The 24,973-nt window shown below is 39.1% G+C and carries 23 protein-coding genes; 1 reads left to right on the top strand and 22 read right to left on the bottom strand.

All coding sequences use genetic code 11. From position 1 onward, the window contains the following. Positions 1-63: 63 nt before the first annotated feature. From asnA to YYK_RS02200, 18 genes are all read right to left on the bottom strand, one after another. Positions 64-1,056 carry an aspartate--ammonia ligase gene (gene asnA / locus YYK_RS02285; RefSeq protein ID WP_011922684.1) on the bottom strand — a complete coding sequence of 331 codons (993 nt, stop codon included), beginning with the start codon at positions 1,054-1,056 and terminating at the stop codon, positions 64-66. 83 nt (positions 1,057-1,139) lie between these two features. Further along, positions 1,140-2,198, bottom strand: coding sequence for an MmcQ/YjbR family DNA-binding protein (locus tag YYK_RS02280; RefSeq protein ID WP_012774994.1), 1,059 nt, complete (start codon positions 2,196-2,198; stop codon positions 1,140-1,142). A 14-nt stretch (positions 2,199-2,212) separates the two neighbouring features. Then, positions 2,213-3,367: a spr1629 family repressor/antitoxin gene (locus YYK_RS02275; protein ID WP_011922023.1), complete on the bottom strand. Its 1,155-nt coding sequence runs from the start codon at positions 3,365-3,367 to the stop codon at positions 2,213-2,215. A gap of 12 nt (positions 3,368-3,379) precedes the next feature. Further along, positions 3,380-4,102 carry a spr1630 family ClpXP-sensitive toxin gene (locus tag YYK_RS02270; protein ID WP_012774992.1) on the bottom strand — a complete coding sequence of 241 codons (723 nt, stop codon included), beginning with the start codon at positions 4,100-4,102 and terminating at the stop codon, positions 3,380-3,382. Positions 4,103-4,217: 115 nt separating this feature from the next. Then, complete coding sequence (locus YYK_RS02265; RefSeq protein WP_011922021.1) at positions 4,218-6,926, bottom strand: TOTE conflict system archaeo-eukaryotic primase domain-containing protein; 2,709 nt, start codon at positions 6,924-6,926, stop codon at positions 4,218-4,220. Positions 6,927-7,020: 94 nt separating this feature from the next. Then, on the bottom strand, positions 7,021-7,827 hold the full coding sequence (locus tag YYK_RS02260) for a Fic family protein (protein WP_011922020.1): 807 nt from the start codon (positions 7,825-7,827) through the stop codon (positions 7,021-7,023). Positions 7,828-8,053: 226 nt separating this feature from the next. Next, entirely contained in the window at positions 8,054-10,837 is a 2,784-nt protein-coding gene (locus tag YYK_RS02255) for a hypothetical protein (RefSeq protein ID WP_012774991.1), read from the bottom strand. A 77-nt stretch (positions 10,838-10,914) separates the two neighbouring features. After that, on the bottom strand, positions 10,915-13,566 hold the full coding sequence (locus YYK_RS02250; protein ID WP_011922017.1) for a valine--tRNA ligase: 2,652 nt from the start codon (positions 13,564-13,566) through the stop codon (positions 10,915-10,917). Between the two features lie 114 nt (positions 13,567-13,680). Further along, a complete protein-coding gene (locus YYK_RS02245; protein WP_011922016.1) occupies positions 13,681-14,256 on the bottom strand; it encodes a DEAD/DEAH box helicase family protein in 576 nt (191 codons plus the stop codon). Continuing rightward, positions 14,253-14,642, bottom strand: a complete 390-nt coding sequence (locus YYK_RS02240) for a VOC family protein (protein WP_011922679.1) — start codon at positions 14,640-14,642, stop codon at positions 14,253-14,255. Before YYK_RS02240 ends, YYK_RS02245 begins: the two co-directional genes overlap by 4 nt. Positions 14,643-14,883: 241 nt before the next feature. Further along, a complete protein-coding gene (locus YYK_RS02235) occupies positions 14,884-15,270 on the bottom strand; it encodes a helix-hairpin-helix domain-containing protein (protein ID WP_012774990.1) in 387 nt (128 codons plus the stop codon). Between the two features lie 14 nt (positions 15,271-15,284). Next, a complete protein-coding gene (locus tag YYK_RS02230; RefSeq protein ID WP_002943432.1) occupies positions 15,285-15,539 on the bottom strand; it encodes a DUF1912 family protein in 255 nt (84 codons plus the stop codon). 109 nt (positions 15,540-15,648) lie between these two features. Continuing rightward, on the bottom strand, positions 15,649-16,650 hold the full coding sequence (locus YYK_RS02225) for an aldose epimerase family protein (RefSeq protein ID WP_011922012.1): 1,002 nt from the start codon (positions 16,648-16,650) through the stop codon (positions 15,649-15,651). Positions 16,651-16,865: 215 nt separating this feature from the next. Continuing rightward, entirely contained in the window at positions 16,866-17,267 is a 402-nt protein-coding gene (locus YYK_RS02220; RefSeq protein WP_004194089.1) for a PTS sugar transporter subunit IIA, read from the bottom strand. Then, entirely contained in the window at positions 17,267-18,085 is an 819-nt protein-coding gene (locus YYK_RS02215) for a PTS system mannose/fructose/sorbose family transporter subunit IID (RefSeq protein WP_012774989.1), read from the bottom strand. Before YYK_RS02215 ends, YYK_RS02220 begins: the two co-directional genes overlap by 1 nt. Continuing rightward, positions 18,072-18,974, bottom strand: coding sequence for a PTS mannose/fructose/sorbose/N-acetylgalactosamine transporter subunit IIC (locus tag YYK_RS02210; RefSeq protein WP_024378992.1), 903 nt, complete (start codon positions 18,972-18,974; stop codon positions 18,072-18,074). Before YYK_RS02210 ends, YYK_RS02215 begins: the two co-directional genes overlap by 14 nt. Positions 18,975-19,012: 38 nt before the next feature. Then, positions 19,013-19,498 carry a PTS sugar transporter subunit IIB gene (locus tag YYK_RS02205; RefSeq protein WP_011922009.1) on the bottom strand — a complete coding sequence of 162 codons (486 nt, stop codon included), beginning with the start codon at positions 19,496-19,498 and terminating at the stop codon, positions 19,013-19,015. Between the two features lie 53 nt (positions 19,499-19,551). Beyond that, positions 19,552-21,324: a glycoside hydrolase family 35 protein gene (locus YYK_RS02200; protein ID WP_011922008.1), complete on the bottom strand. Its 1,773-nt coding sequence runs from the start codon at positions 21,322-21,324 to the stop codon at positions 19,552-19,554. 206 nt (positions 21,325-21,530) lie between these two features. On the opposite strand from YYK_RS02200, the gene YYK_RS02195 reads away from it, so the two are divergent. Beyond that, on the top strand, positions 21,531-22,241 hold the full coding sequence (locus tag YYK_RS02195) for a GntR family transcriptional regulator (RefSeq protein WP_004194099.1): 711 nt from the start codon (positions 21,531-21,533) through the stop codon (positions 22,239-22,241). A gap of 139 nt (positions 22,242-22,380) precedes the next feature. Here YYK_RS02195 and YYK_RS02190 read toward each other — a convergent pair whose 3' ends face one another. From YYK_RS02190 to recX, 4 genes are all read right to left on the bottom strand, one after another. Beyond that, complete coding sequence (locus YYK_RS02190) at positions 22,381-23,112, bottom strand: GntR family transcriptional regulator (RefSeq protein ID WP_012774988.1); 732 nt, start codon at positions 23,110-23,112, stop codon at positions 22,381-22,383. 99 nt (positions 23,113-23,211) lie between these two features. After that, entirely contained in the window at positions 23,212-23,529 is a 318-nt protein-coding gene (locus YYK_RS02185) for a DUF960 domain-containing protein (RefSeq protein ID WP_004194104.1), read from the bottom strand. 57 nt (positions 23,530-23,586) lie between these two features. Further along, on the bottom strand, positions 23,587-24,120 hold the full coding sequence (gene ntdP, locus YYK_RS02180) for a nucleoside tri-diphosphate phosphatase (protein ID WP_004194106.1): 534 nt from the start codon (positions 24,118-24,120) through the stop codon (positions 23,587-23,589). A 75-nt stretch (positions 24,121-24,195) separates the two neighbouring features. Beyond that, a complete protein-coding gene (recX, locus tag YYK_RS02175; RefSeq protein WP_012774987.1) occupies positions 24,196-24,972 on the bottom strand; it encodes a recombination regulator RecX in 777 nt (258 codons plus the stop codon). Between the last annotated feature and the right edge of the window lies 1 nt (position 24,973).

Below are 24,973 nucleotides of genomic sequence, written 5' to 3'. Positions count from 1 at the left end.
CTTGTTGTAAATGTTTTCAGATAGCAGATTGAAAGCAGAAGAAAAGAGATTGAAGCCAATCTCTTATAAAATATTCTCAAAATTATCGCGCACTTCTTGTGGCCAAACACTCGACTGCACTTCACCAATATGTTTCTTACGAAGCAAGAACATGGCCAGACGGGATTGACCGATACCGCCACCGATTGAAAGCGGGAAGAGACCATTCAAAAGAGCACGATGCCAATCAAATTCCAAACGGTCCTCGTCACCTGTAATAGCAACCTGGCGCTTCAGCGCTTCTTCATCCACACGAATCCCCATTGAGGACAACTCAAAGGCTGATCCAAGTGCTTCGTTCCAAACCAAGATGTCTCCATTGAGTCCTTTGTAGCCTGCTTCTGATGGGCTTGTCCAGTCATCATAGTCTGGTGCACGTCCATCATGTGGTTTCCCATCTGCCAGTTCTCCACCAATACCGATTAGGAAAACCGCACCGTATTCTTTGGCAACCACATTTTCACGCTCTTTTGGTGTCAAGTCTGGGAAGTTCTTCACCAAGTCCTCTGTGTGAATAAAGGTGATTTTCTTTGGTAAAACAGACTCAATGTCATAACGAGCTTCAACGGCCAATTCGGTCAGACGGATAGCCTTGTAAATCTGCTCTACTGTTTCTTTCAAGTAAGCTAAATTCCGACGACCATCAGGGATGACCTTTTCCCAGTCCCACTGATCCACATACACCGAGTGAATCGGATCCAAGGAATCCTCATCTGGACGCAAGGCTTTCATATGTACAAAAAGACCTTCTCCTTCGTGAAATCCAAAGCGAGCCAAGGTATGACGCTTCCATTTTGCAAGCGAATGAACCACTTCATAAGTAGCATCTGGTATCAGCTTCACATTAACGGTAACTGCATTCTCCACACCGGACAAATTATCCTGCATACCATCCCCGACACGACTCAAGATCGGTCCTTGCACTTCTACGATTTCTAGCTTATCTTTTAAATACTGGGTAAATGTATTTTTGACAAAAGAAATCTCCTCTTGCTGATGAATGAAGCTTTTCTTCATACCTACTCCTCCTTAAATTTTAATAGTCTTATTATACCGCTTTTTTTGCAGATGTAAAGATTTTTATTAAATATTCTGATAATTTAATAAATATTTATCACTTCTGATGTCAGAACGTCTATCAACTCCTTTGTGAGGCGTCTAGGTCCACGGACAGCTTTCACTCCTAGGTCCATCATGCGCGCTCTCGGCAAAACATCATCGGAAAACTGAGCAAGCAATTCCACCTGCATGAGTTTCTTTTCTGTTGGAATATCTGACTCTCCATGATTTTCCAAGTTTTCCCCCAAGACTCGACAAACATAGCGAATAGCCTGTACAGGTGCCGTGACATAAATGGCAACGATGTCCCCGACTTGAATGGTTGATTTTTGTGGCCAATAGACTACCTTATTTTCTGCAAATTCGGTATCGATATCATAGACCTTGGGATTGGCTGGAATAACCCAGTAATCAGGCCCTTGCGTCGCCTTGTAGGATTTTGGTCCTACCAGATAACGGCTCTTCTCAAGGAGAGCAAACACCGTCTGATCCTCCACCGTATCATCCAGCAAGACTGACACCCAGGTCTTCTTCGACATATGGTAGGCAGGGAAGATGCCCGACCGACTCAACAGCTCTGCTATTTCCCGACCGGCAACCTTGAGATTGACAATCTCCACCTCTTCTTGAGAACCGCTCCCATCCAGCTTGTCCCTCGGAATCTGACTGACCAGGGCGTACCACTTGTTATTGTTGGGGTGGCGAAAAGCCCCATAGGTCGGCAACTTGGCAAAGGGATAGTCAGGAAGGTCGCCCCACTGCTCCTTAATGAGCTGGGCTATGCGGTTGCTTTGGTCTTTGGTAAATGGTAGAGCGATACAGCAGGCCTCCTCTACTCGATCCAAAATGGACTGATAGCTTTCTCTCACCTGCCCCACAAAAGCCCCAGATGGCGCAGTCACCAGATGGGCGGTATAGACCTCCTCCATCTCACAATCCCAAACATAGGACGACAGCTGACCAGCCTCATCAACCTCCACCACCGCCTCAAACTGCCCCTCCATAAACACCTCTCGGTAGGTGTAACAATTGTTGGCGAAAAGGAAACCGAAAGGGAGGAGAGAGGGGAGGTGGATTTTGTAAGAATTGATTTTGTTCATTACTCTACTCCCCATCATTGTTTTCTAGAAAACAATGGAATTACATTATCAAACGTATCTAATTGAAGCAAATACTTATCAAAAAATTTCACATCAAATGAAAATAATTGACTGATAAAATTCTTTGACACCCTCTGATTTCGTTCAATATCTGACAGAGTTAAAAGATTGTTTGAAAGGATGACATCTAAGATACTTCTGATTTTACTTGGTTTCTTTAAGGGAATTTCCAAATCTAGTGGCTCAACTGCTTTATATCCTTTTTTTGAAATCTGCCGATAGAAATAAGAATTTTGCTGTGGAGTCAGTAAGCCAAGCTTGTAGGCTCTATATTCAAGCGCTTGAATTGAGACACCAAAACGTTTTTTTAACAAGATATATTGATCAGGATTGCTGACACGCTTACCTACAATATTCACAAAATCCATTAAAAATTGTTTCCTAGGTAACAGGAAATAGGAGGCGAATTGATTGGCTTCTTTCTCTTTTTCCTCTAATTCTTCTTTTGACAGTTCCTCAAAATCTACTTGGTTGTGCAAGAGTAGATGCCCTAGTTCATGTGCTAAATCAAAATTATGTCGTACCGCTGATTTTCCCAGTCCCAAAACGATAAAAGGTCGACCATTACGTGACCAAGCACTATAGGCATCCGCATTTCCATTGATTAATCTCTCTGAAATGTATATCCCAGATTTTTCTAAACTATAGAGGAGATTGGCATTATCAACTGATACTGCCAATACCTCTCTAACATGATCAGCAATAAACTCAAGTGATTCATGTTGCTGAAGTTTTTGCTCAATACTATCAACTAACTGGTAAATTATTTGATTAGGAATGGATACAAAGTTCTCCAAATAATCTATCATTTGATTCATTTTTTCCAAATATACCATTTGGATATGGATGTTTTTTTTTGCCTCAAGGTCTGCATTCCGAAAGGCAATGCGACTTAGTGAGAATGAACCATTCTTATCAACAGCATCAAAATAGTCAACTTCAACCTGAAAAAAACGAGCCATTGCTATCTTATTTTTCATTTTTGGAAGTGTAACTCCAGTTTCAAATTGCCATATAGCCTGTTCGGTCACTTCAAGCTCTCTTGCCAAATCTGCACGTGTAAGGCCATTCAGAAGTCGTAATTCTTCCAGTCTTGAACCATTGAACATTTTTTTGCCTTTCTAAGCTTCTTTTTCTGAAGCAAGACGTGGTATAATCTCAAAATCAGCTACATCATCAATCTCTGATAAGCCTTGTAACTCTTGATATTTTTCATCGTTAAAATCGACATTACTTGTAGAAATAAATGTTGATAAATTTTGAATTTCAATCAATTTCCCAGTTCTTGAATCAGGCATGATAACTTGAATATTCGTCAAGTGATGTAATTCATCAGCCTGATATGTGATAAAGAAAAAGTTATTGATAGATTGTTCAGACCGATTCAAAAGTTCAAATAAATTGTCATCAAACAATTCCATCTGAACAGGGAAAAGCGTACTTTCATCGGTATGCCTTGAAAGATTTTCTAGGTAACTTGTATTAATTTGAGCATAGTCAAATAAATAGCCCTTTCCACTTTTTACTGCTGTTGGAAAAACCTGCCGCAAGCGAGTAAGACCTTTTAAAACAAAACATACACGTCCTAATAGTTGATTTTCTGAGTTAAATTCTAAAAACTCCCAAGATTGACTCGCATGTTTCAACTCAAATTTATCAATAAAATTTAGGTTTGCAGTCGCAAGAGCACCATCTATATGATTAGCTTTAGTCCAAACATAACCAGCAGAAACATGCATTGTTCTTCTCTTTTCAATTCGCTCATCAAGATAGGACTTGTATCCCTTCAATATAGCATCTACAATAGATTGACTTTGATCGGGAGTAAACACTTCTTTTTCCATATGCACCTCCATTTCTCATTATTTTATCATATTTTTTATACAAAATATTAAATTTTAATACAAATACAGTTCTTTTTTTAAAGAAATATCCGAACAGAACAGTATTCGGATTTTTTTATTTAATATTTGAATTCTCAAATTTTTCAAGCAACTCAGTTGCAATAGATTGACTTTCCAATCTCAACAAACTAGCTTGGTCATCCGACTGATATGTGAAGGGGGATAAATTGCCATACCAAACGAGATTACTATCTAAGATAACTGCGGTCGTACCAATCCTTTCTGGTACAAGCTTCACCTTTACATTGTCACTGTTTAACCCCATTAGCCACTCACTTAACTTATGATTTTTGGAAACATGAATAACTACTTGTTTTCCTCGGAGCAGTCCCAATAATTCTTGAATCCTACTAGAAGTGAACGAATGCAATTGTAAATAGACTGTTGAACGTGTGTTCCGCAAATCCTCTCTAAATTTCTCCTCGTAGTCCCTACCACTGAATAATACTTGGGTTTGTTCTTTCTCTCCAACCTGATAGGCCATTTTACGATAGGCTATCTGACGTTTCTGGTACATTCTTTCAAGATAGGGAACGTGTATATCAAGATAGTCAACTATTCTCACCTCAGTTTTGCCTTGATAGGGACGGTGAAGCCGTCCTGCATACTGTATGAGATTATTTTTCCAAGACAAAGGAGCGGCCAAAATTAATGTATCCAACTTTGGCATATCGAAGCCCTCTCCAATAAATTTTCCTGTTGAAATGAGAACAAATGGACTATTCTCATCTAGCTCACTGATTCTTTTCAGGAGTTCTTTCGTATCTCTTCTTTTACTCGCTCCACTCAGACAAAAAATATTGGGCATTTCTTTTTCAATAAGTAGCTTTTCCAATAATTCTATATGTTCCCGTCGATTGACTAAGACAAGGATGTTTCGTTTTTCTTGATATAGTTTGAAAATATCTTGCACGATCAAAGTATTACGATGTAAATCTTTGGCAAGCCAATCATTAAGGGATGCAAAGTTCGTACTATTCGACTGTTCCAAGTCCAATTTCCCAAAAGATGTTAGATGGAGTAGTAACCTCTTTTTAAAATCGTATTGACCTGATTGAGCAGTATGTAAAATTGGACCAATACGCTGAAAGACAATCGGTTGATGTCCATTTTTACACTCTGGCGTTGCTGTTAGGCCATATAGATATTGACTAGCAAATTGAGCAACTACTTTTTCAAACTGCAAGGCTGTCACATGATGGCATTCATCTACAATCATCATATCGTAGTCCGACAAAAAGTCGGAAATCACGTCCAATTGGAAGAGGGATTGAATCATAACCACATCCACCAATTTACTCCTCCATTTTTTAGAAGCCCCATATTGCCCAATATGCCCTATTACTTTTACACGCCCTGAAGGAGTATAGCGAACTGCCTCTTCCTCTTCAATCTCTAAAAATTCACCCAACCTTTCCAACCACTGCTCCAACAGTTGACGATTGTGAACTAAGATAATCGTTCTACATTTCCTCTGGGCAATCAAGGCTGCCCCTAAAACTGTCTTCCCGAAACCTGTTTCAGCACATAGCAAGCCATTCTCACTAGCTAATAAATCTGCCAAAGCAAGTTCCTGCTCAAAACGCAACCTCCCTTTGAAAGAAATCTGAATCGGAGATAAACTGTTGCGATTGTCCCTAATAGTTACCGTTTCAAAGATTTCCTGTAGCTTAGCAAGTATTCCTCTTGGAAGATGCAAGGCTTCGTTTGTTTCTTCAAATAAATAGATGCGTTCTGGAGTCTGATAGGTTGGTTGTCTGGTCGCTTGTTTTAGATAAAATTCAGGGTTAGGAAAAGATGCCAGCTTTCTCAATAAGTAATTTGTTTTTGAAGAAATAGCCCTCTTCTCAACTCGAATAACGTTTGATAAGCTACAATCTAATACTGTATCATCTACAGTATCCGAAAACTCCTGTCCTAAGAAATCTAGAATTTTCTTCTGTCCAATCTTTTGAACCTGTTGAAGATAGGTCCATTGTTCAGAAAAGGGCTGAAAATGTTTATCAACAAAAACGGTTCTTCCCTTCTTGAAAGCTTCCCCTTGTAAGGGCAGTGCGATAAGATTGCCAAATCCTCCCTTGGGCAGAATATCTTGATTTGGAAACATACGGTCAAATGAAGAAAAGCGAATATCTTTTGACTCCTGCATAGCCAATTCCAGCAGTCTTTTTCCAACATTTCTCGCCTGCTGACAAGCAATTTCTTCCTCGAAGAAAAACCAGAGATGAGCACCATTGCCCGAACGAGAGATTTCGATATGCCCCTCAAAACCATGTTGTTCTGCTGTATCTCTTAGAATGGAGACCTCTTCTCTCCAATTATTTTTATCAAAATCAATCGCCAAAAAGGAACACGTGTCTGATAAACTCATTGGAAAAATACCAATACTGATTTCGCCACGTAGGTGAGCCAATAATACCTGTTTGGTCAATGGTTGACAAGTTCTCTTTTCAACAGGACGTTTTTTCCAACCATAGTTGTAAGAAGGAAAATAGTTGATTTTTCCATTTTCATCAATATAAGATTTCGCATAAACATCTATACGTCCCTTAAATAGGTTGAACAGAATGGAGAGTTTTTCATCGGTACTTAGTTGATGTTTTTGTTCTTCAAAGTAATCATACAAATGCTTATCACTTATCAGAAATTGCTGATTGTTATCTTGAAATTGCATTAAATTCAGAATCTTATCGGTAGCATAATAGGGAAAACGAGCAAGATGCTTTGCAACCTTACCCGTTAATTTTTCATAATAATAGGACATACGATTTCTCCAAATTGCCTAACGAGATTATCAACGAAAAGTCAAAAGCCCAAGTATTCACTGGTCTATTTCCGACTTGAAAACTATCCTGTCTTTATTGATATTCATCTAACCCCAACTCCTCGTACATCCTCTCACTTGATAAATCATTCTGACCGTTCAAGAGGAGATTTTCAAAAAAGGCAGTTAAAAAATCTGAGCGTTTATTGACTAACTTAGCATTGTCAAGTACAAGCGCATCACGGAAATATTTTGCATGTTTTTGAAAAGGCTCATTATCAATCTCAAAACCAAGTGAGCGAAGGTATTTGATGAGAAATACGGTGATTGTTCGAGTATTCCCTTCACGGAATGGGTGGATTTGCCAAACACCTGAAATAAAGGATTGGATATGAGCGACGATGGCTTTTTTATCTAACCTAGCATAAGAAAAATCCCTTTCTTGCTGGAAATCATAGTCCAAAGTGGCGGCAATCAAGGGAAAATCTGAATAAATCACTGTATCACCTTTTAAGACTAATTCATTTTTTGTAATATTGACAGTGCGGTATTCAACTACTGGAATACTGCTGTCAAAAATATCGTGAAAGAGCTCTTTGTGGATATGTAAGAGAGTGGTTGGTCGGAGGCTAAAACCATTTTGGGAGAGCATTTCAACAATTCGGAGAGAGACAATGTCTGCCTCTTGCGTACTGGCGTCAGTTGACTGGTGGTATTTCGTAATCTCCTCGTACACCTGCTCATAGGTGTACTCTCCACGAGCTTGCCTTTCCGCCAACTCCTCCATATAAACAGACGGAGTCAACCCATCCACTTTTTGAAGACCAAAACCCGTTTCCCAGAGTTCTTGCTTGGCTTCGTAGGAAAGATTGGGATTATCAATATTGTAAGTTGGTTGCATAGACTCCTCCTGTTTGAATTTCTAACCTTATTATACCACAAAACCCAGCCTTTTTAGGCTGGGCATTTGTTGTATTCTACCTACTTAACCAGTTTTTTCATCTCTTCAATCCGCTCCTGTGTCGCATCATATTTTGCTTGGTAGTCAGCTTGTTTTTATTTTTAGACGATTTCCAGATTGGTAACGCTTGATAAAATCTCAAGTTTTTCTATGTCCAATGGAGCTCTTAAAATTTATTTATAGCGATATTTTCTTTTTGTCTTATTTTAATATTATTATCTTGACCAAATAAAATATAATTCAATTTGGAAATAATTTGTCCTTTCTGTAGAATTGAAAGATTATCAATTCCAGAAACTCTTTCAGCAATCAACTCCACATACTCTTCAACTGTTTTATTTAATGAATTTAATTGTGACTCTAAATGATATTTAAAACCAGCCATAAACTCTTTATCTTGGTATAAATCACGATAAAAATTGTCAACAATTTTGGCAATGAAAAATTCTAAAATACCACGTCCAGCAGACCAATAATATCGGTCATTAGAGGTCATTTCGTCAAAGAATGTTCTGCTAGTATAATTTGACTCCCTATGATAATGATAATAGTTCCATCTCAAAAGCCATTCCAAGCGAAGTAAACTTGTTACTGATATATTATCTATAACATCCGATAAATTCACTTTACCACTGTGCAAAAGATATTCAACTGATATTTGTAAATTATGTTTATCAGATGGTACTTTTGTAAAAATAGTCGTTAACTGATCTGTTAATAATAGATAGTCTCGGCAAAGATGACCAATCCTTTCTTCTTTACGTCTAATCCTCCATTTCAAATCTTTAACTGACATCTTCCTATTTTCTTTTCCTTTTATTTTTCCAACAAGTGAATTGCGTACTTTAATAGGAAACCCTCTTTCAAAATTAATTCTACTCTTCAAATAGGAAGTTGTCGCTCCTGATAATATCCATTGTACGTAAAGAATTTTAAAATTCGACATCTGATGTTGATCCCCAAATTGATCAAACCATGAAAAATCCATAATTGTTTCATTTTTTGTTTCCCATATCTTGTCTAAAAAAGATTCTGTAATACGATGATCAATATCAGTCTCACTTAGAATAATATTTTTCACTTGATCGAATAAATAACCATGGTATTGCTTACCATGCTTCATTATACTTTGAATATTATTATCGTAAAATGCCAGATTCTCATCCCATTGAGTACGATCCGTATAAAATAATTGATATAGCATAAATGCCATTCGGTATTCTTCATTCATGCTCAGAATCAATCCCTGTATTTTTTGAGCTTTTAATTTTTGTTTTTCCCGCTCTTTACTATCATCTGCTTCAACTTTTGTATGACTAAAATCTTCAATTCTTCCTCTATCTAAATAATTGAAACAAATTTTAGAATAAAGCATACTGTTTTCATAATCATTTCGCTGGCCATTTTGAAACGCATCGGATAGACTTTTATATTCTGGTAAATTTATATTTACATCATCATTTTCATACTTATCTAAAATTGTTACTAATCTAAATTTTAAAAAATCATATGTATATCTATAAAATTGATCTGATTTATTCTGTGAAAAACGTTGTATTTCCTTTTTTATACTTATTAATACATCATCTAAATTGACACCTTCTTTATCAAGTAAAAGTTCAAATAAAAATTCTTTTATTTTCTTATTTTTTTCAAGATTCAAATTACGTGATATGGCATTATCTGAAAATTCAATTTTGAATATGTTGAACGTAGAATCGGATTTAACTAACTTGTCAAAAATAAGAATATCCTGCTCTACTAGTTTTACCCATGTTCTAGGGGATATATCGGTTTGATAATCTCTTAAAAAATTCCATTTATGTATACAAAAATTCTTATAAAACCTAAAGAATTGTTTGCCTTCATCACTATCTATATTTTCTATAAATACAAATATACTTTCTGATAAGTTATAATTTTCCCAATTTTCTCTGCCAAAAATAGTAAAAATTAATTCATCCCTATCAGCTTTCTCAACCAATGTAATTCTCTCTTGAAGTCTTACTTTTATATAATCATCCCTATATTGATTTTGATTTTTATAAATTTTCCAAAACTCATCCTTAAAGGACCTTTGTACTGAGATATTAATTTTATCAGTGATACCAAATCTATTAAAAATTTTTTCTTTATGTCTACTATCTTTTTCCTTAACATCTTCCTTTTTAACCGTCTTACTTACATTTTCTAAATTTAATCTAAAAACCCCATATACAATACTGATACTAAGTTTCAGCAAAAAGATATAAACCACGATAGAAATAATGTAACAGGTTTGCCACAGATATTCTATATTCTGAAGCTGATAATTAAATTCTATATTACTTTTGCTGAACAACGGTATTAATACCGACACTAATAGAATAATATGAAATAATTTAGCTCTGGTTAGCTGCGACCACACTGAATTATCTAGCATGAAGCGAATCTTACTAACACCTAAGTAATAAACTTTATCATTTTCAGTTAAAAACTGTAAAAAAGCTACATAGATACCATATAAACTAAAAATTGCGATATCAAATCCTAATATTTCTATTAAACTATAATTAGTAAAATTGATATAGGGTAGTTGAAGTTGAACCTGAACCCCAAAAATCAGAAAAAGGAATGTAACTAATATAATTTCTCTAATTTCAACTAAGTGATTCCTTATTTTATTTTGTAAAAATCCCTTACAGTCAATATATTTTAGAACAATACTTCTAATAAATGGTATACTTAGGCCTATTATTCTAATTCCAAAAAGGATGTCTGAGAAAGAATAAACTAACAAAATTAGTATTAAAACCAAATTTGTCAAGCTAATAAAAATTAAGTCAAAACAACAATAATAGAAAAACAGACAAATAAACCCTATAATAATTGTAGAATCTAGAAATAATCGAAAGCCATTCATTGTTCTACTTATAATAAATAAGGAAAGACAAATTAATATAATCATCATATAAAACTCCTAATGTATTAATTTTATTATACCACAAAACCCAGCCATTTTAGGCTGGGCATTTTATCGTATTCTACCTACTTAACCAACTTCTTCATCTCTTCAATCCGCGCTACTGTCGCATCATATTTTGCTTGGTAGTCGGCTTGTTTTTCTTTTTCTTTTTCAACGACTTCTGGTTTAGCGTTGGCAATGAAGCGTTCGTTGCTGAGTTTTTTGCCGACCATGTCTAGTTCTTTTTGCCACTTGACGAGTTCTTTGTCTAGACGAGCCAACTCTTCTTCGACGTTAAGAAGGTCTGCTAGTGGCAAGAAGATTTCAGCACCGGTGATAACGGCTGACATGGCTAGTTCTGGTGCAGCGATGCTTGAGCTGATTTCCAACTGCTCTGGGTTGGTAAAGCGGCGGATGTAGTTTTCATTTGCCTTGAAGAAGGTTTCAAGCTCGCTATCTGCCGTCTTAATCAAAATGGTAATCGGCTTAGAAGGAGCAACATTGACTTCTGCTCTGCTATTTCGCACCGAACGGATCAAGTCTTTAAGACTTTCCACTCCCTTGTGGGCTTCCGCATTTTCAAATGCTGGGTTGACAACAGGGTAGGCCGCTACCACGATAGAACCCTCTGCGTACTGGGCGAAAATCTCTTCCGTCACAAACGGCATGATTGGGTGGAGGAGGCGAAGGATTTGGTCCAGCGTGTAGAGAAGGACAGAGCGGGTCATGACTTTCTCAGCCTCGTTGTCGCTGTAAAGGACCTCCTTGGTCAGTTCGACATACCAGTTGGCGAACTCTTCCCAGATGAAGTTGTAGAGGATGTGACCAGCCACACCAAACTCGAACTTGTCAAAGTTTTCAGTGACTTTGGCAATGGTTTCGTTGAGGTTGTGGAGAATCCAGCGGTCCGTCACGTTGCCAGCCTCGCCAGCTGCGACTTTGGCAACATTCTCACGCGCCGCATCCAAGGTCAAACCTTCATTGTTCATGAGGATATAGCGGGAAATGTTCCAAATCTTGTTGATGAAGTTCCAAGATGCGTCCATCTTCTCATAAGAGAAGCGAACATCTTGACCAGGGGCAGAGCCGTTTGACAAGAACCAACGCAAAGCGTCCGCACCGTATTTCTCGATAACATCCATCGGGTCAATCCCGTTTCCGAGCGACTTGGACATCTTGCGACCTTCTTCGTCACGGATAAGTCCGTGAATCAGAGCATTCTTAAATGGGCTCTTGCCTGTAAATTCAATTCCTTGGAAAATCATACGAGACACCCAGAATGGAATAATATCATAGCCCGTTACCAAGGTTGAGGTTGGGAAGTAACGCTGGAAGTCCGCCGCGTTTTCGTCAGGCCAGCCCATGGTTGAAAATGGCCAAAGGGCAGAGCTGAACCAGGTATCTAGGACATCCTCATCCTGTACCCAACCGTCACCTGCTGGAGCCTCTTCTCCGACGTACATTTCGCCAGATTCGTTATACCATGCTGGAATCTGATGACCCCACCAAAGCTGACGAGAGATAACCCAGTCGTGTACATTTTCCATCCATTGTAGGAAAGTATCGTTGAAGCGTGGTGGGTAAAATTCTACCTTGTCAGCTGTATCTTGGTTGGCAATGGCATTCTTGGCCAATTGGTCCATCTTAACAAACCATTGAGTTGACAAGCGTGGCTCGACTACCACACCTGTACGCTCAGAGTGTCCAACAGAATGCACACGGTTTTCGATTTCCACAAGGGCACCCAGTTCTTGCAACTTAGCAACCGTTGCCTTACGAGCTTCAAAGCGGTCCATGCCTGCAAATTCACCAGCCAACTCGTTCATAGTACCGTCGTCGTTCATGACATTGACTTGTGGCAGATTGTGGCGTTGTCCAACGAGGAAGTCATTTGGATCGTGCGCAGGAGTGATTTTCACAACCCCTGTACCAAATTCAGGATCCGCGTGCTCATCCGCAACGATTGGGATTGGCTTGTTCACAATTGGAAGGATAACATTTTTACCAATCAAGTCCTTGTAACGTGGATCTTCTGGGTTAACTGCAACCGCAACGTCACCGAACATGGTTTCAGGACGAGTTGTGGCAACTTGAAGGGCACGAGAACCATCTTCCAACATATAATTCATGTGGTAGAAAGCACCCTCTACGTCCTTGTGGATAACTTCAATATCAGAAAGGGCTGTGCGAGCCGCTGGGTCCCAGTTGATGATAAATTCACCACGGTAGATCCAGCCTTTTTTGTAGAGTTCTACAAAGACCTTGCGAACGGCTTTTGACAAGCCTTCGTCCAGCGTGAAGCGGTCACGTTGGTAGTCCAAAGACAGACCCAACTTGCCCCATTGTTCACGAATAGTCGCTGCATACTCATCCTTCCATTCCCAGACTTTATCGAGGAATTTTTCGCGCCCCAAGTCATAACGGGTCACGCCTTGCTCCCGCAAGCGTTCCTCAACCTTAGCCTGAGTAGCAATCCCCGCGTGGTCCATACCTGGAAGCCAGAGGGTATCAAATCCCTGCATGCGTTTTTGGCGGATGATGATATCTTGAAGGGTTGTATCCCAAGCGTGTCCCAAGTGTAACTTACCAGTTACGTTTGGAGGTGGAATCACGATAGAATAAGGCTTAGCCTCCGCATCGCCTGACGGCTTAAAAACATCTTGGTCCAACCAAGTTTGGTAACGACCAGCCTCAACCTCGGCTGGATTGTATTTTGGTGATAATTCTTTTGACATTATTTTTTCTCCTTCAGTATTCTTTAAAAAAATTGGTTTATACTATCTTCAAGCTAGAAATAGCCCAATTCTTTTTCATATAATCTCCTAGAAATAGTCAGTCCTTTGGGCTGGCTATTTCGTTTGTTCTTGCTCAAGTTCCTCCATTTTTTGGATAATTAGTTGAGCTACGTCATTGGCAGAAAGATGAGTATTATTAATTTTGAGATAATGCTGAATGCCCTCTGGAATGCCTAACGAGGTATATCGACATGTATCAGCTGTAGAGAGAATCTCAGCCTCTGAAACTTCAATGTGTCGTTTCAAAGGTTTATGGGTAAGTCGATTTTCTGTCCGATTACGCCGCAAACGTTCTTCCAAAGCGGTTTCCAACTCAACAAATAAAATTTCCTGGCCATGATGATGAAAAATCGTCTGAACTGTTGTAAGGAATTGAACCTCTATGAGATTTTTAAAATTAATCAAGGCAGTTCCGATTAGTGGACGGCCTGACCTAGCAAACACATCATAAACAGCAAATGTAATACGTGTATTGAGGTCAAACATATCCTCAGAAAATTCAGGAATAAAACGTAGGCTAAAATCAATCGAATCGTGATTATGAAAAAGGGTCATCCCTGTCAATTTCGCAACTTCCTGCCCAACGGTCATCTTGCCAGAAGCTTGTGCTCCAATAATAATTAGATTCATACCCCCTCCCCCACCAACTCTATCTTTATCCCATCTGGATCTTCCAAATAAAGGGCATAGTGGTCTGGTCCTCCTGCGTGGGGATAGCGGTCGTCGTAGAGAAGTTTGACTCGTCTGGTCAAAAATTCCTTCCGCCATTGGTCAATCTCATCAGGTGTCCCTGCATGAAAAGCTAGATGATTGAGACCTGTGCGGCAACGGTGGTAGCCTACCTCTAGGAAGTCCTCTGGCGTTTGGACAAAGACCAGGTATTGCTCTGCTTTTTTATAAGACAGCCCTTTATCCCACTCCTGATAGAGCGAGTAGCCCAGCTTGGTCAGGAGAAAGTCGTAAAATGCACGCGAAGTTTCCAAGTCAGAAACGTAAATTTCAACATGATGTAACATATCTTCTCCTTTCCAAATGAAAATCCCCGCCTAGACTTGCTAGACAGGGACGAAGTTATTCCGCGGTACCACCCTTGTTCAGATACATTATCTGCACTTTGCTTATTCGATTCACATCATCAGCAACCAGTTTTGACATTTGTGCGGATTTCTCAGTACCACCGCTTCCTGTGACAAATGGGGCTCAAAACACCTCTGAATGGCTTTATTGTAACAAATTGTACCTTGAAAAGCAAGGGATTTAAGCTTTCAGCTCAATCCCTTTTTCTTTCAACTGCTTGATAGTTGCAGGACCGATGCCTTTAAGAGCCAAGAGCTCTTTTTCTGTATGGTTTGCAAAATCAGCCACAGATTGAATACCTGCTTCGTAGAAGGTTTCCAAACGTGCTGCCGCAATGCCTTCCAACTCAGGAAGCGCCAAAAAGTCTTCCAATGAAGTCGCTGAAGAAGTCACCTCTGCTACAACTTCTTTCACTTGTTCCACAGTACGCTCTACTACAGCCTCAGCCTTGTGAGCAACTGTCTCTACTACCTCTGCAGCTCTTTCAAGACCTACACGACCTGCACGTTTCAAGTCTGCTAATTGTTTTTTCAATTGTTTTTTTCGATTTACTTTTTTCTTTGCCATGTTAACTCCTCTCCTTAATAATGCCTTTGACCAAACAACTCATCTGGCAAATCATGAAAACCTTTGCCAGCATGGTAGTTGGCAAATTTCCCTTGAATGAATCGATAGGCATCCAGCTTGCTCTCATAACGAATATAAGCATCCGCTGCACGCTCATCCTTGTCTTCTTCCAAGACACGACGACTTTCTTCAACCGCCATCTCGTTTACCATGACCTGAGTGTTGACCCAAGCCTCAAATTCTTTTAAAAATTCTTGTTCTTTTGTCATTATTTTCCTCTTTCGCCTGCTTCGATTGAAACACACCGGTTTATTATACCATATTTTCTAGAAAACACAAGAAAACCCTAACTGTAACACAGTTAGAGTCCCCATTTTTTTACCAAGTAAAACGATAGGTCGTTTTAGACAAAAATTCTTCTCCTTGTTCTAACAAAATCGAACCAAATCCATCGACATTGCATGCATTTGGCAAGGCCTGACACTCTAAACTAAAGACACCATGGTAACAGGCCAAAGCTTCAACAGGAAAATTATATGTATAAATAACGACCGCAGGCTGGTTGGTTTTGACACTGAGTCCAATTTTCCCATCTGGACTCAAAACTTCTACCGGAATATCCACCTCTTCCAATAACCATGGGTGGTCATAGCCTTTTACCAACACATTTTGAGGATATTGGCTATCAAATCCCTGAGCAAAAGGCGCAAAATCTCTAAAATCAAACGGCGTCCCTGTCACATCTTCTAAGACACCCGTTGGCAGGTTATCCTCCCCAAGCGGAGCATAGTGATTGGCAGCAATTTTAATACGGTGCTCGGCAACTGACCGTTGAAAATCACCAGTCAAGTTGAAATAGATATGGTTGGTCGGATTAAAAATCGTATCCTTATCCGATACAGCCTGGTAGTCAACTGTCAATTCATTTTTATCCGTCAAACAATAAATAGCCTTGACCCTCACATCACCAGGAAAGCCATTAAAACCATCTTTTAGGACCATACCAAAGGTCACTTGATTTCTCTCATGGTCTAGCTCAACGTCCCAGTACTGCTCATTTGCCGTGTCAACCCCACCGTGTAGAGTCCTACCAGGTTCATTTTCTGTGAAATGGTAGCTTGTTCCCTCTATCTCAGCTTGGGCACCTGAAATACGCCCCGCTACTGGGACAATAGTTGAACCAGGGTACAAATCTGTCTTACGGTAATCATCATCCGACTTGGCAGCTAAACTGACATTCCGTAGACCGCCATTTTCTTCTACTGGCAAAAGCACTTCCACCACTCTGGCACCAAAATCCGTCAAGGTTACCTGCATCCCATTCTTGTTTTCCAAGCAATACAGTTTTGCTTTTTCATCAAATGTTTTTACTTCAATCATTTCTTTTCCTCACAAGCCAAATGAGGGAGTCACTATTGCAACTTCCTCAGGATACTTAAAGCCTATCAACTATAGAACATTTTATAATTAACGAAAATCAAATCCGTCTGTAACAATCAGCTGAGTTAGCCTCACTCTCTTATTTCTAGGCTCGGGCTGTCTTTGGTCACTCTTTCATTTCAAGGTGACCAGTGGAAACAGTTTCCCAAACTGTTTCACTCATCGTCATCTTCATCACTTGTTAATAGACTATTGACATGAACTAGGTTGCTTGTCCCAAATTCTACATAATCCACAGCCTCTCCCAGCAGGACGCCGTTCAAGAAACCGATAACCATTGGCATATTCATCCCTGCATAAAGGTCAAACTGCCCACCTTCAATCAATTTTCGTGATACGACGTTGGCTGGTGTACCGCCCAACAAGTCTGCGAAGACAACAAAATCTTCCAATCCTGCAATTGTTTCTTCAAATTTTTTCTGGAAGTCTTCTGGACCTTCTTCTGGTAATAAAGCTACTGTGTAGATGTCCTCTTGAGGACCCATAATCATTTCAGTAGATTTTTTCAACTCCTCGCAGAAGATACCATGACTTACTAATACTAAACTTCTAACCATTATACCATACCAAATAGGAAGTGACCGATTGCTGAGAAGCCAAGTGCAAGCACAATAATAATCAAGATAGCTTTAGTCGAAGTCATGCCACGACGACCAAGAAGCCAGAAGACAAATCCTGTAAAGATTGCAGGTACTAGGCGTGGGAAGATGGTATTCAAAATGTCTTGAATATCAATCACTTTTTCTCCAATAGCTGGAGCCCAAGTCACTTCAAAGTTAATCATAGTTGCAATCAAGGCACCCATCATGAAGACACCCATTACAGATGCTGCATCAACGAGAGCTGTCAAGCGATCGCGCATGGTTGTAATCAACTTAGTACCTTCTTTGTAGGCAACTTCCAACTGTTTCCAACGGAAAATATCATAGGCAATGGCTACTGCTACCCAAAGAAAGATACCAACTGGAGATCCCTCTTTACCCATAGTAGCAGCCACAGTCCCCATAATCGCTGGAACAAGAGAACCAAAGATTGAGTCACCGATTGGAGCAAATGGTCCCATCAAACCTGTCTTAACACCGTTAACCGCATCTTTAGAAGCAACACCATCACTTTCTTCAAGTGCCAAGTCAATACCTGTGATGATGGTATGGAAGAATGGTGAAGTATTGAAGAACTGAGTATGCAATTTCATCATTTCCTTCAACTCAGGTGTACCATCTCCATACATTTTACGCAATTGTGGCAAAATCATGTAGAGGTAGCCAGATGCCTGCATCCGCTCATAGTTCCAACCAAGTTGGAAAGTGAACAAGCTACGTTTGTTGATTTGATTAAAATCTTCTTTTGTTAATTTGTAATTAGATTTCGTCATCTTCAATTTCCCCACTTTCTGAATTTGATGGAGCAACCACAGTTACTTTTTGGCTATTTTTGAAGTGAATCACTGAAAGAAATGCACCCACAATAGCGATACCAATCATTGACAAACCTTTGAAGTTATTGACAAAGCTTACGCCTGCATCTTCAGGAAGAGTGCCAACGATACCAGCAACTGCACCACCCAAAGCTGATACGTTACCGTAAAGAACAGTCAACATAGCTGTAAGAGCGAAACCTACCGCCAAGTAGTGAAGGTTACGTTTAAGTGGAAGATAGTGAAGTAAGATTGCAAATCCAAGACCTGGAAGCATACGAGCTGCAAGAGTTAAGCCTGCTGCAATCCATTTGTATTCAGGCAACTCAATCGTAGTGACAAGAGTTTCTACAAGACCACCACCAAAAGCAAGGGCAAGAAAAACTGGAAGTGCACGAGAAAGTGCCCAAGGAATTGCACCAAGAAGGTAGTTGCGTTCAATACCAGCATAGTCAAAACGTTCGATTGCTGCATCTACACGATGAGCAAAGAAAGTAGTGGTGAAACGACCTAAAATATCTGTATAAACCAACAATCCTGCAACTGGTACGCCAATAGTGGAAATGGCAATTTCTGGATCTAAACCTTGTGAAATTGAGAAAGCTGTCGCAAGAACCGCACCAGATGTTGCATCAATACGTGACGCACCACCGAAAGTACCAACTCCCAAGACAACTAGCTGCAAACTTGCACCAATTAGCAAGCCAACTTCCATGTTCCCCATGATTAAACCAGTGATAAACCCTGCAAAGACTGGTGAACCTGCTGACGATACAATTGTCAGCTCGTCACAAATCTGGTAAGCAGAGTAGAGCGTTAGAAGTAATATTTGCCACCATTGCATAATAGTGATCCTCCTTTAAATTTTTCAAAAATATCCGAATGTTATCTAACCTTATCCAATAATGGCATAAAGTCTTTTGGTGAATCGCCAGGTACCATTTGTGCAAATAATTTTACACCCTTAGCCGCCAAGGCATCAAAATCTGCAATATCCTTATCTACAACGTTAATAGAACGAGTTACAGAACGAGTTTCCGGAGTTTGAGACATATTCCCTACGTTCAATTCTGCCAATTCCACTCCATATTCAACTAAACGTAGGAAGTTTTCAGGACGACGGGCAACAATCAAAAGACGTTGGCTATCGTACTTCCCTTCCTTAATGTTATTAGCAGCCTTTTCGATCGGTAAAATCGATAATTTTACGCCTGGAGGACATGCTAATTTCAGTCCTTGTTTTTCAATGTCATTTTGAGCAACAGCATCATCGATAACCATGATACGACCGATGTTCAATTTCGTCGTCCATAAGTTAGCAACCTGACCGTGGATCAAACGACCATCAATACGCGTAGCAATAATTGCCATACAGTGTTCTCCTTTTCTTCATAAATCTTTTGAGCAGAAACCGATTAAAATTTCTACAAGTCTTTTATAACGGGTCTTTGTGAAAAATGAATCTTCTCTCTATATTTTCCTTCTGTCTCGAAGACAACTATTTCATTCGCTCCTTTCTTTAAGTATCCTTTTGGAATATAGAGATAGAGGATTGGTCCTTTTTCCCAAAAACGTCCAATATTTACATTATTAACGAAAACAACTCCCTTACCAAAACCTGTCATGTCTAAGTAAGTATCCGCAAGTTCATCCAGTTCAAACTGATAACGATAGAAAGCAGCTTGACCTTCCTCCCAGCCCTTACTAAAATCCAGGTCCTCAACTGACTCAAGATGCAAAGGATAGGTTTCCCAATGACCAATAAAATGTAAATCAGCCATCGCACCTCGACCAATCCCTTTAGACTGGGTAGGAGCCGTTAGTTTGTGCCCATAATTGACACGTCCCATATTTTCTACCAAAATATCTAATGTTAGCTTGTCATCTTTAAAATCCAATTCAACATCGTCACCAATCTCAGTCTGATACTGAGTTGCAACGAATTTTCCATCTGCATAAATTTGGATACGGTCACGCGCATCAACCACTCGGAAACGTTCTGCTTCTGTCTTATCCCGCTCCAACTCTGTTCTATATAAAATATAACCTGTTGACTGATCAAGTTCTTCCATATTCTTAGGATAAAACCCTTTTACGCAATCGCTTACATTTTCTAGAGTAGCAAACAGACTCACCTTATCATGAAGCGACACATCTGAAAAAGCTTTTGCCTCTTTTACAAGCGGTTCTGCATACTCTAATTCAGGATAGACTTCTTTCAAACGTTGTTGCAAAATATAAAACTTCTTAGTAGGATTTCCAGCTTCATCCAATATAGCATCATAATCATAAGAAGTTACCTGAGGCAAATCAATTTGACCACGAGCAGAGCAACCATTCATGAAACCAAAATTTGTTCCACCATGGAACATGTACAGATTCAAGGAGCCCAATTCGATACATTCCATAACTGAATCAACCATTTCCTCCGGCTCTCTACGAATAATTTCATCGCCCCAACGATTGAACCAACCATCCCAAAATTCCATACACATGAGTGGCCAATTCTTCTGATGTTCATTAAAGAATGCCGTCATATTTGCAAAATTCTCTCTAGCTTTAGAACCAAAGTTTCCTGTTACAAATACATCGTCCTCTATCAGTGTTCCTGCACGTAATGTTGCTCGCCAAGAACCGTCCGAGGTAAACAAGGGAGCAGTTAGACCATGTTTACGCATCAAGCCAGCCACCGCTCTTAAATATGCCTTCTCCTCACCATAAGATCCATACTCATTTTCCACTTGGAACATAAGTACATTTCCACCCTGTGCGAGTTGGAGCTTGGCCAATTTAGGAATAAGAGAAACGTAATATTCATCTAAGTGCTGCAAGTACACCGAATCACTCGAACGTACTCTAAGCTCTTCCTTCATCAACCAAGCAGGGAGGCCACCCCATTCCCACTCAGCACAAATATAGGGGGACGGTCGTACAATTGCATAAAGCCCTAATTCTTGAGCCAATTTCAAAAATCGCTCAATATCCAATATACCCTCGTAACAAAACTCACCCTTTCGAGGCTCATGCATATTCCAAGGGACATAGGTTTCAACCGTATTAAAACCAAGGGCCTTTAAGTTATACAAAGAATGGTACCAATCATCAGGATGGACACGAAAATAATGAATCGCGCCTGATAAAATCTTAAAGGGTTCACCGTCCAAATAAAATTGGTCTCCAATATAAAATTCTTTCATTTCTTCCTCCGATGCAACCGCTTACCTTTCTATTAATATACTAACACTTCTTTGTGGTTATGTCCAGTACTTTTTAAAAATTTTTTTACCATTTCTTATCACCTTTATAAAGTGAAAAAGTATATTTTTGTGGGTATTTTAGCTATATTTTTTGATTTTCATCAACTAATTTAGTATAATAAGTTGTGGAAAGGAAGGAAATAAGTATGAAAGTACCGAAGTACCAACTTATACAAAACGACTTACGCCAACAGATTGTTTCTGGCAAATTTGAAAATGGCGACAAATTTTACACAGAATCTGAATTAACAAAACTATTTAATGTTAGCTCCATTACCGTTATCCGTGCAGTAAACGAACTAGTTAAAGATGGTTACCTCGTTCGCCAACAAGGTAAAGGAACCTTTGTATCTCGTTCACGTAAAGGACGTCTTGTAGAATTTTCTGATATTGAGATTTTTCCGATGGATAAGGATAAGGTTACTGTTCTCTCGTGCGAAAAAGGCAATAAACCCGATATCCTTGAAAAACTAAATCTTGACAAGAATGAGTTTTACTATAAAATTGTACGCGTCCGCGCAGCAGAAGACACTCCATACATCTTCCACAATTCATACATCCCTCAACGATATATCCAGAATCCCGATGCTCCACTCGAGCACTATCAATCAATCTATCAACGCTTCAAACTGGACTACAATATCCACATGTCCGAGGAACCATTTGTAGAAACGAATGAAATTGTCAGCCCATGTCCAAAAGAGGTTGCCACCCATTTGAAATTAAAAGCGACTGAACCAGCTGTACTACAAAACAAAACAACTACTAACAGTACTAGCGGTGAAGTGATGGAATATACTGAAACTTACAAGCACTGGAAGTATTACAAATTTGAAATTACAGCCAACCATCGCTAAAAAAACGCAGACTAACGTCCGCGTTTTTTTCATACCCAATAACAATCAAAAGTAGCCTAGGAAACGAAGCCGAAGATAGAACTGGATTTCATCAAGGCTCTTGACAACGAATAATTTTGATTTTCGAAGAGTATTGATTCTAATATCCCCGTTGATGGGTAATCTTGTAACGAAACTGGTCCGCTCTAGCAATACTAAACGTAAACTCGATAATTCTATTCTTATCATTATACGTTTTTCTTACCAAATGAAGCACTGGACTATTGCTTGGAATTCCGAGTATCTTAGCTTCATTATCCAAAGCAATACTTGCATAGAACTCTTCTTCTGCCAAACGAATCACCTGATGATAATCCTCTGAAAAAATTTCATACAAGGGAGTTGACTTCATTCGCTGAGCAGCTAATCCAGGAAATACCGAAGCAGGAACATATGTCCTTTCCAGCATCATCGGAATCTCATCGGCAAGTCTCAATCGTTCAACTTCAAACACTTCCTCACCTTGACTAAGTTGTAAATGCTGCGCAATATAGTCTGACGCCTTAACCAATTCAAAGGATAAAATAGATGTCCTCGGTACTTTCCCAATTTTTTTCATTTGCTCAGTAAAACTATAGGCCTGAGACAAATCAACTGCAGTATCTGAAATCTCAGATACATAGGTTCCCTTACCATGCTTCTTATAGACTAAGCCCCGTTTTTCCAATTCTTGCAAAGCCAAACGAACTGTAATACGACTGACACCATAAACCTGTGTCAACTCACGCTCTGAAAATAACTTGTCATTCGGAGCCATCCTCTCACGAATTGCAACTTCTAATTCATCAACCAACTGCAAATAGAGAGGTTTTTCAACAGTTTGACTAACCATAGACTCCTCCTTTCTAACCCACATAAGCTTACAAATCTATTTTACACCAAATTTCATATATTAACAATATCTTGGGTGATAAAATACCAGCTCTTCAAGCTAAAGCAAGGTTACCTCATCTGGCAAAGTAATGGTCTCTTTTCCCTGCTTGTCCATTACCAAGATTGTTGAGGGATAAAAAGGATCAAAACGACTACTTAGATCTACAGCCAGTACATTTTTATAACCTTCCTGCGAAAAGACCAGCGTAATCTTACCACGACGATTTTTGATAGAAAAACGGATTACACTTTTTAATGGAATAACCCCTTTTAAGTAGTGATCAATAACATACCAGAAACTATCAATCACTTCCCCAGGAAGCGAAGTCACAACTCCAAAACTTGCATAGCGCCCATTTGTTTGTTCAAAGGCCATAAGCCCCTCCTTTACAATAAGAAAAAAGCCTGTAAAACAGGATTTTCTTTTCTAACTTTATCTACTTCTCAGTTCTAAATAGCGTTTGTACCAGATATTAACGTAGGCTGGAGAGAATGGTCCGCGCTGGTTATTAATCCAATCAACCAGTATCTTGACATTTTCCTTCAAAATAAAATCAATATCATCCGAATACTTCATCGCCTTACGATGACGCTCATATTCATCCACATCCAGCAGTCTCTTTTCACCATCAGCAAAGACCTTAACATCTAGGTCATAATCAATGTATTTGAGTGCCTCATTGTCGAGAACATATGGACTAGCAAGGTTACAATAATAGGAAACTCCGTTTTCACGAATCATTGCAATGATATTGAACCAGTATTTTTTATGAAAATAAACGATTGCTGGCTCTCTTGTTACCCAACGCCTACCATCATTTTCAGTCACTAAGGTATGATTATTGACTCCAATAATAGCATTTTCCGTTGTTTTTAATACCATGGTGTCACGCCAAGTGCGATGAATTTCACCGTCATGCTTATAACTTTGAATTGTAATAAAGTCGCCTTCCTTTGGTAATTTCACTTTGTTACCAACTTTCTACAATTACAATTTATCTTGACTATTATATCATATTTTTCTAACCTAGGCTAAATTTTTTCACAGATAATCACGAAGGACAGCCTGAATCCGATCAAAGTCATAACCCTTTCGAGCCAAAGCCTGTATCAACCTTTGCTTCAATTCATAGCCTTCATATTTACGACTATATTTTCTATACTGCTTATCCAATTCCTTGGCGATTAAATCATCTTCATTTTCCTCATCAGCCACAAGTTCCAACTGACCCAGGCTTTGTTTGGCCGCCTCATAAGAAAAACCCTTACCCATCAATCCCTGTACAACTTTATCTTGCAAAGCTCGAAGAGGCAATTTTCTTTGGTATCTACCCACCAATTTCTCCCCAATCTTCCCAGCAAGCTCTGAAAAATCTTCCTCAGCCAGTCTTTTATCAATCAGCGTTTTAGGAATTCCTTTCTGCATCAACTTCTGACGAATCATAGCTGGTCCCTTATCTCCATTTAGAGCATTCTGACGAACATAGCTATCAACATAATTCCCATCGTCCAGCCATTTTTCCTCTTCTAATACCGTCACAATCTTGACAATATTGTTTTCTTCAATTTCATATTTTTTTAGATAATTACTAACTTCTTTTTTGGTACGTTGCTTGAAGGAAAGGTAATAAAGTGCTAGATTTTTCCCATAAGAAAACTGAGCAAAATCGCGAAGCTCACGAAACTCCTGCTCCGTGATTTCCTTTCCCTTACTAAGCATGAAGCGAACAATTGTGTCTTCCGTAATATATAAACTATCCTGACCATCCACTTCAAGTAAATAAAGACGTTTCTTCTTTTCAATTTTTGTAATTCTCATT

The sequence above is a fragment of the Streptococcus suis S735 genome (genome assembly GCF_000294495.1).
In the GTDB taxonomy this organism is placed as follows: domain Bacteria; phylum Bacillota; class Bacilli; order Lactobacillales; family Streptococcaceae; genus Streptococcus; species Streptococcus suis.
This window is presented reverse-complemented; position numbering and strand designations above follow the sequence as displayed.

Bases quoted from the DNA above. Each gene is read 5' to 3' on its own strand.
- YYK_RS02230 (WP_002943432.1), bottom strand. From the start codon at position 15,539: ATGACAAAAGAACAAGAATTTTTAAAAGAATTTGAGGCTTGGGTCAAC.
- YYK_RS02190 (WP_012774988.1), bottom strand. From the start codon at position 23,112: ATGGTTAGTCAAACTGTTGAAAAACCTCTCTATTTGCAGTTGGTTGAT.
- YYK_RS02260 (WP_011922020.1), bottom strand. From the start codon at position 7,827: ATGCAACCAACTTACAATATTGATAATCCCAATCTTTCCTACGAAGCC.
- YYK_RS02250 (WP_011922017.1), bottom strand. From the start codon at position 13,566: ATGTCAAAAGAATTATCACCAAAATACAATCCAGCCGAGGTTGAGGCT.
- YYK_RS02280 (WP_012774994.1), bottom strand. From the start codon at position 2,198: ATGAACAAAATCAATTCTTACAAAATCCACCTCCCCTCTCTCCTCCCT.
- YYK_RS02240 (WP_011922679.1), bottom strand. From the start codon at position 14,642: ATGTTACATCATGTTGAAATTTACGTTTCTGACTTGGAAACTTCGCGT.
- YYK_RS02255 (WP_012774991.1), bottom strand. From the start codon at position 10,837: ATGATGATTATATTAATTTGTCTTTCCTTATTTATTATAAGTAGAACA.
- YYK_RS02215 (WP_012774989.1), bottom strand. From the start codon at position 18,085: ATGACGAAATCTAATTACAAATTAACAAAAGAAGATTTTAATCAAATC.
- YYK_RS02245 (WP_011922016.1), bottom strand. From the start codon at position 14,256: ATGAATCTAATTATTATTGGAGCACAAGCTTCTGGCAAGATGACCGTT.
- YYK_RS02270 (WP_012774992.1), bottom strand. From the start codon at position 4,102: ATGGAAAAAGAAGTGTTTACTCCCGATCAAAGTCAATCTATTGTAGAT.
- YYK_RS02200 (WP_011922008.1), bottom strand. From the start codon at position 21,324: ATGAAAGAATTTTATATTGGAGACCAATTTTATTTGGACGGTGAACCC.
- YYK_RS02220 (WP_004194089.1), bottom strand. From the start codon at position 17,267: ATGGTTAGAAGTTTAGTATTAGTAAGTCATGGTATCTTCTGCGAGGAG.
- asnA (WP_011922684.1), bottom strand. From the start codon at position 1,056: ATGAAGAAAAGCTTCATTCATCAGCAAGAGGAGATTTCTTTTGTCAAA.
- YYK_RS02205 (WP_011922009.1), bottom strand. From the start codon at position 19,498: ATGGCAATTATTGCTACGCGTATTGATGGTCGTTTGATCCACGGTCAG.
- YYK_RS02185 (WP_004194104.1), bottom strand. From the start codon at position 23,529: ATGGCCTTTGAACAAACAAATGGGCGCTATGCAAGTTTTGGAGTTGTG.
- YYK_RS02225 (WP_011922012.1), bottom strand. From the start codon at position 16,650: ATGATTGAAGTAAAAACATTTGATGAAAAAGCAAAACTGTATTGCTTG.
- YYK_RS02195 (WP_004194099.1), top strand. From the start codon at position 21,531: ATGAAAGTACCGAAGTACCAACTTATACAAAACGACTTACGCCAACAG.
- recX (WP_012774987.1), bottom strand. From the start codon at position 24,972: ATGAGAATTACAAAAATTGAAAAGAAGAAACGTCTTTATTTACTTGAA.
- YYK_RS02235 (WP_012774990.1), bottom strand. From the start codon at position 15,270: ATGGCAAAGAAAAAAGTAAATCGAAAAAAACAATTGAAAAAACAATTA.
- YYK_RS02275 (WP_011922023.1), bottom strand. From the start codon at position 3,367: ATGTTCAATGGTTCAAGACTGGAAGAATTACGACTTCTGAATGGCCTT.
- YYK_RS02265 (WP_011922021.1), bottom strand. From the start codon at position 6,926: ATGTCCTATTATTATGAAAAATTAACGGGTAAGGTTGCAAAGCATCTT.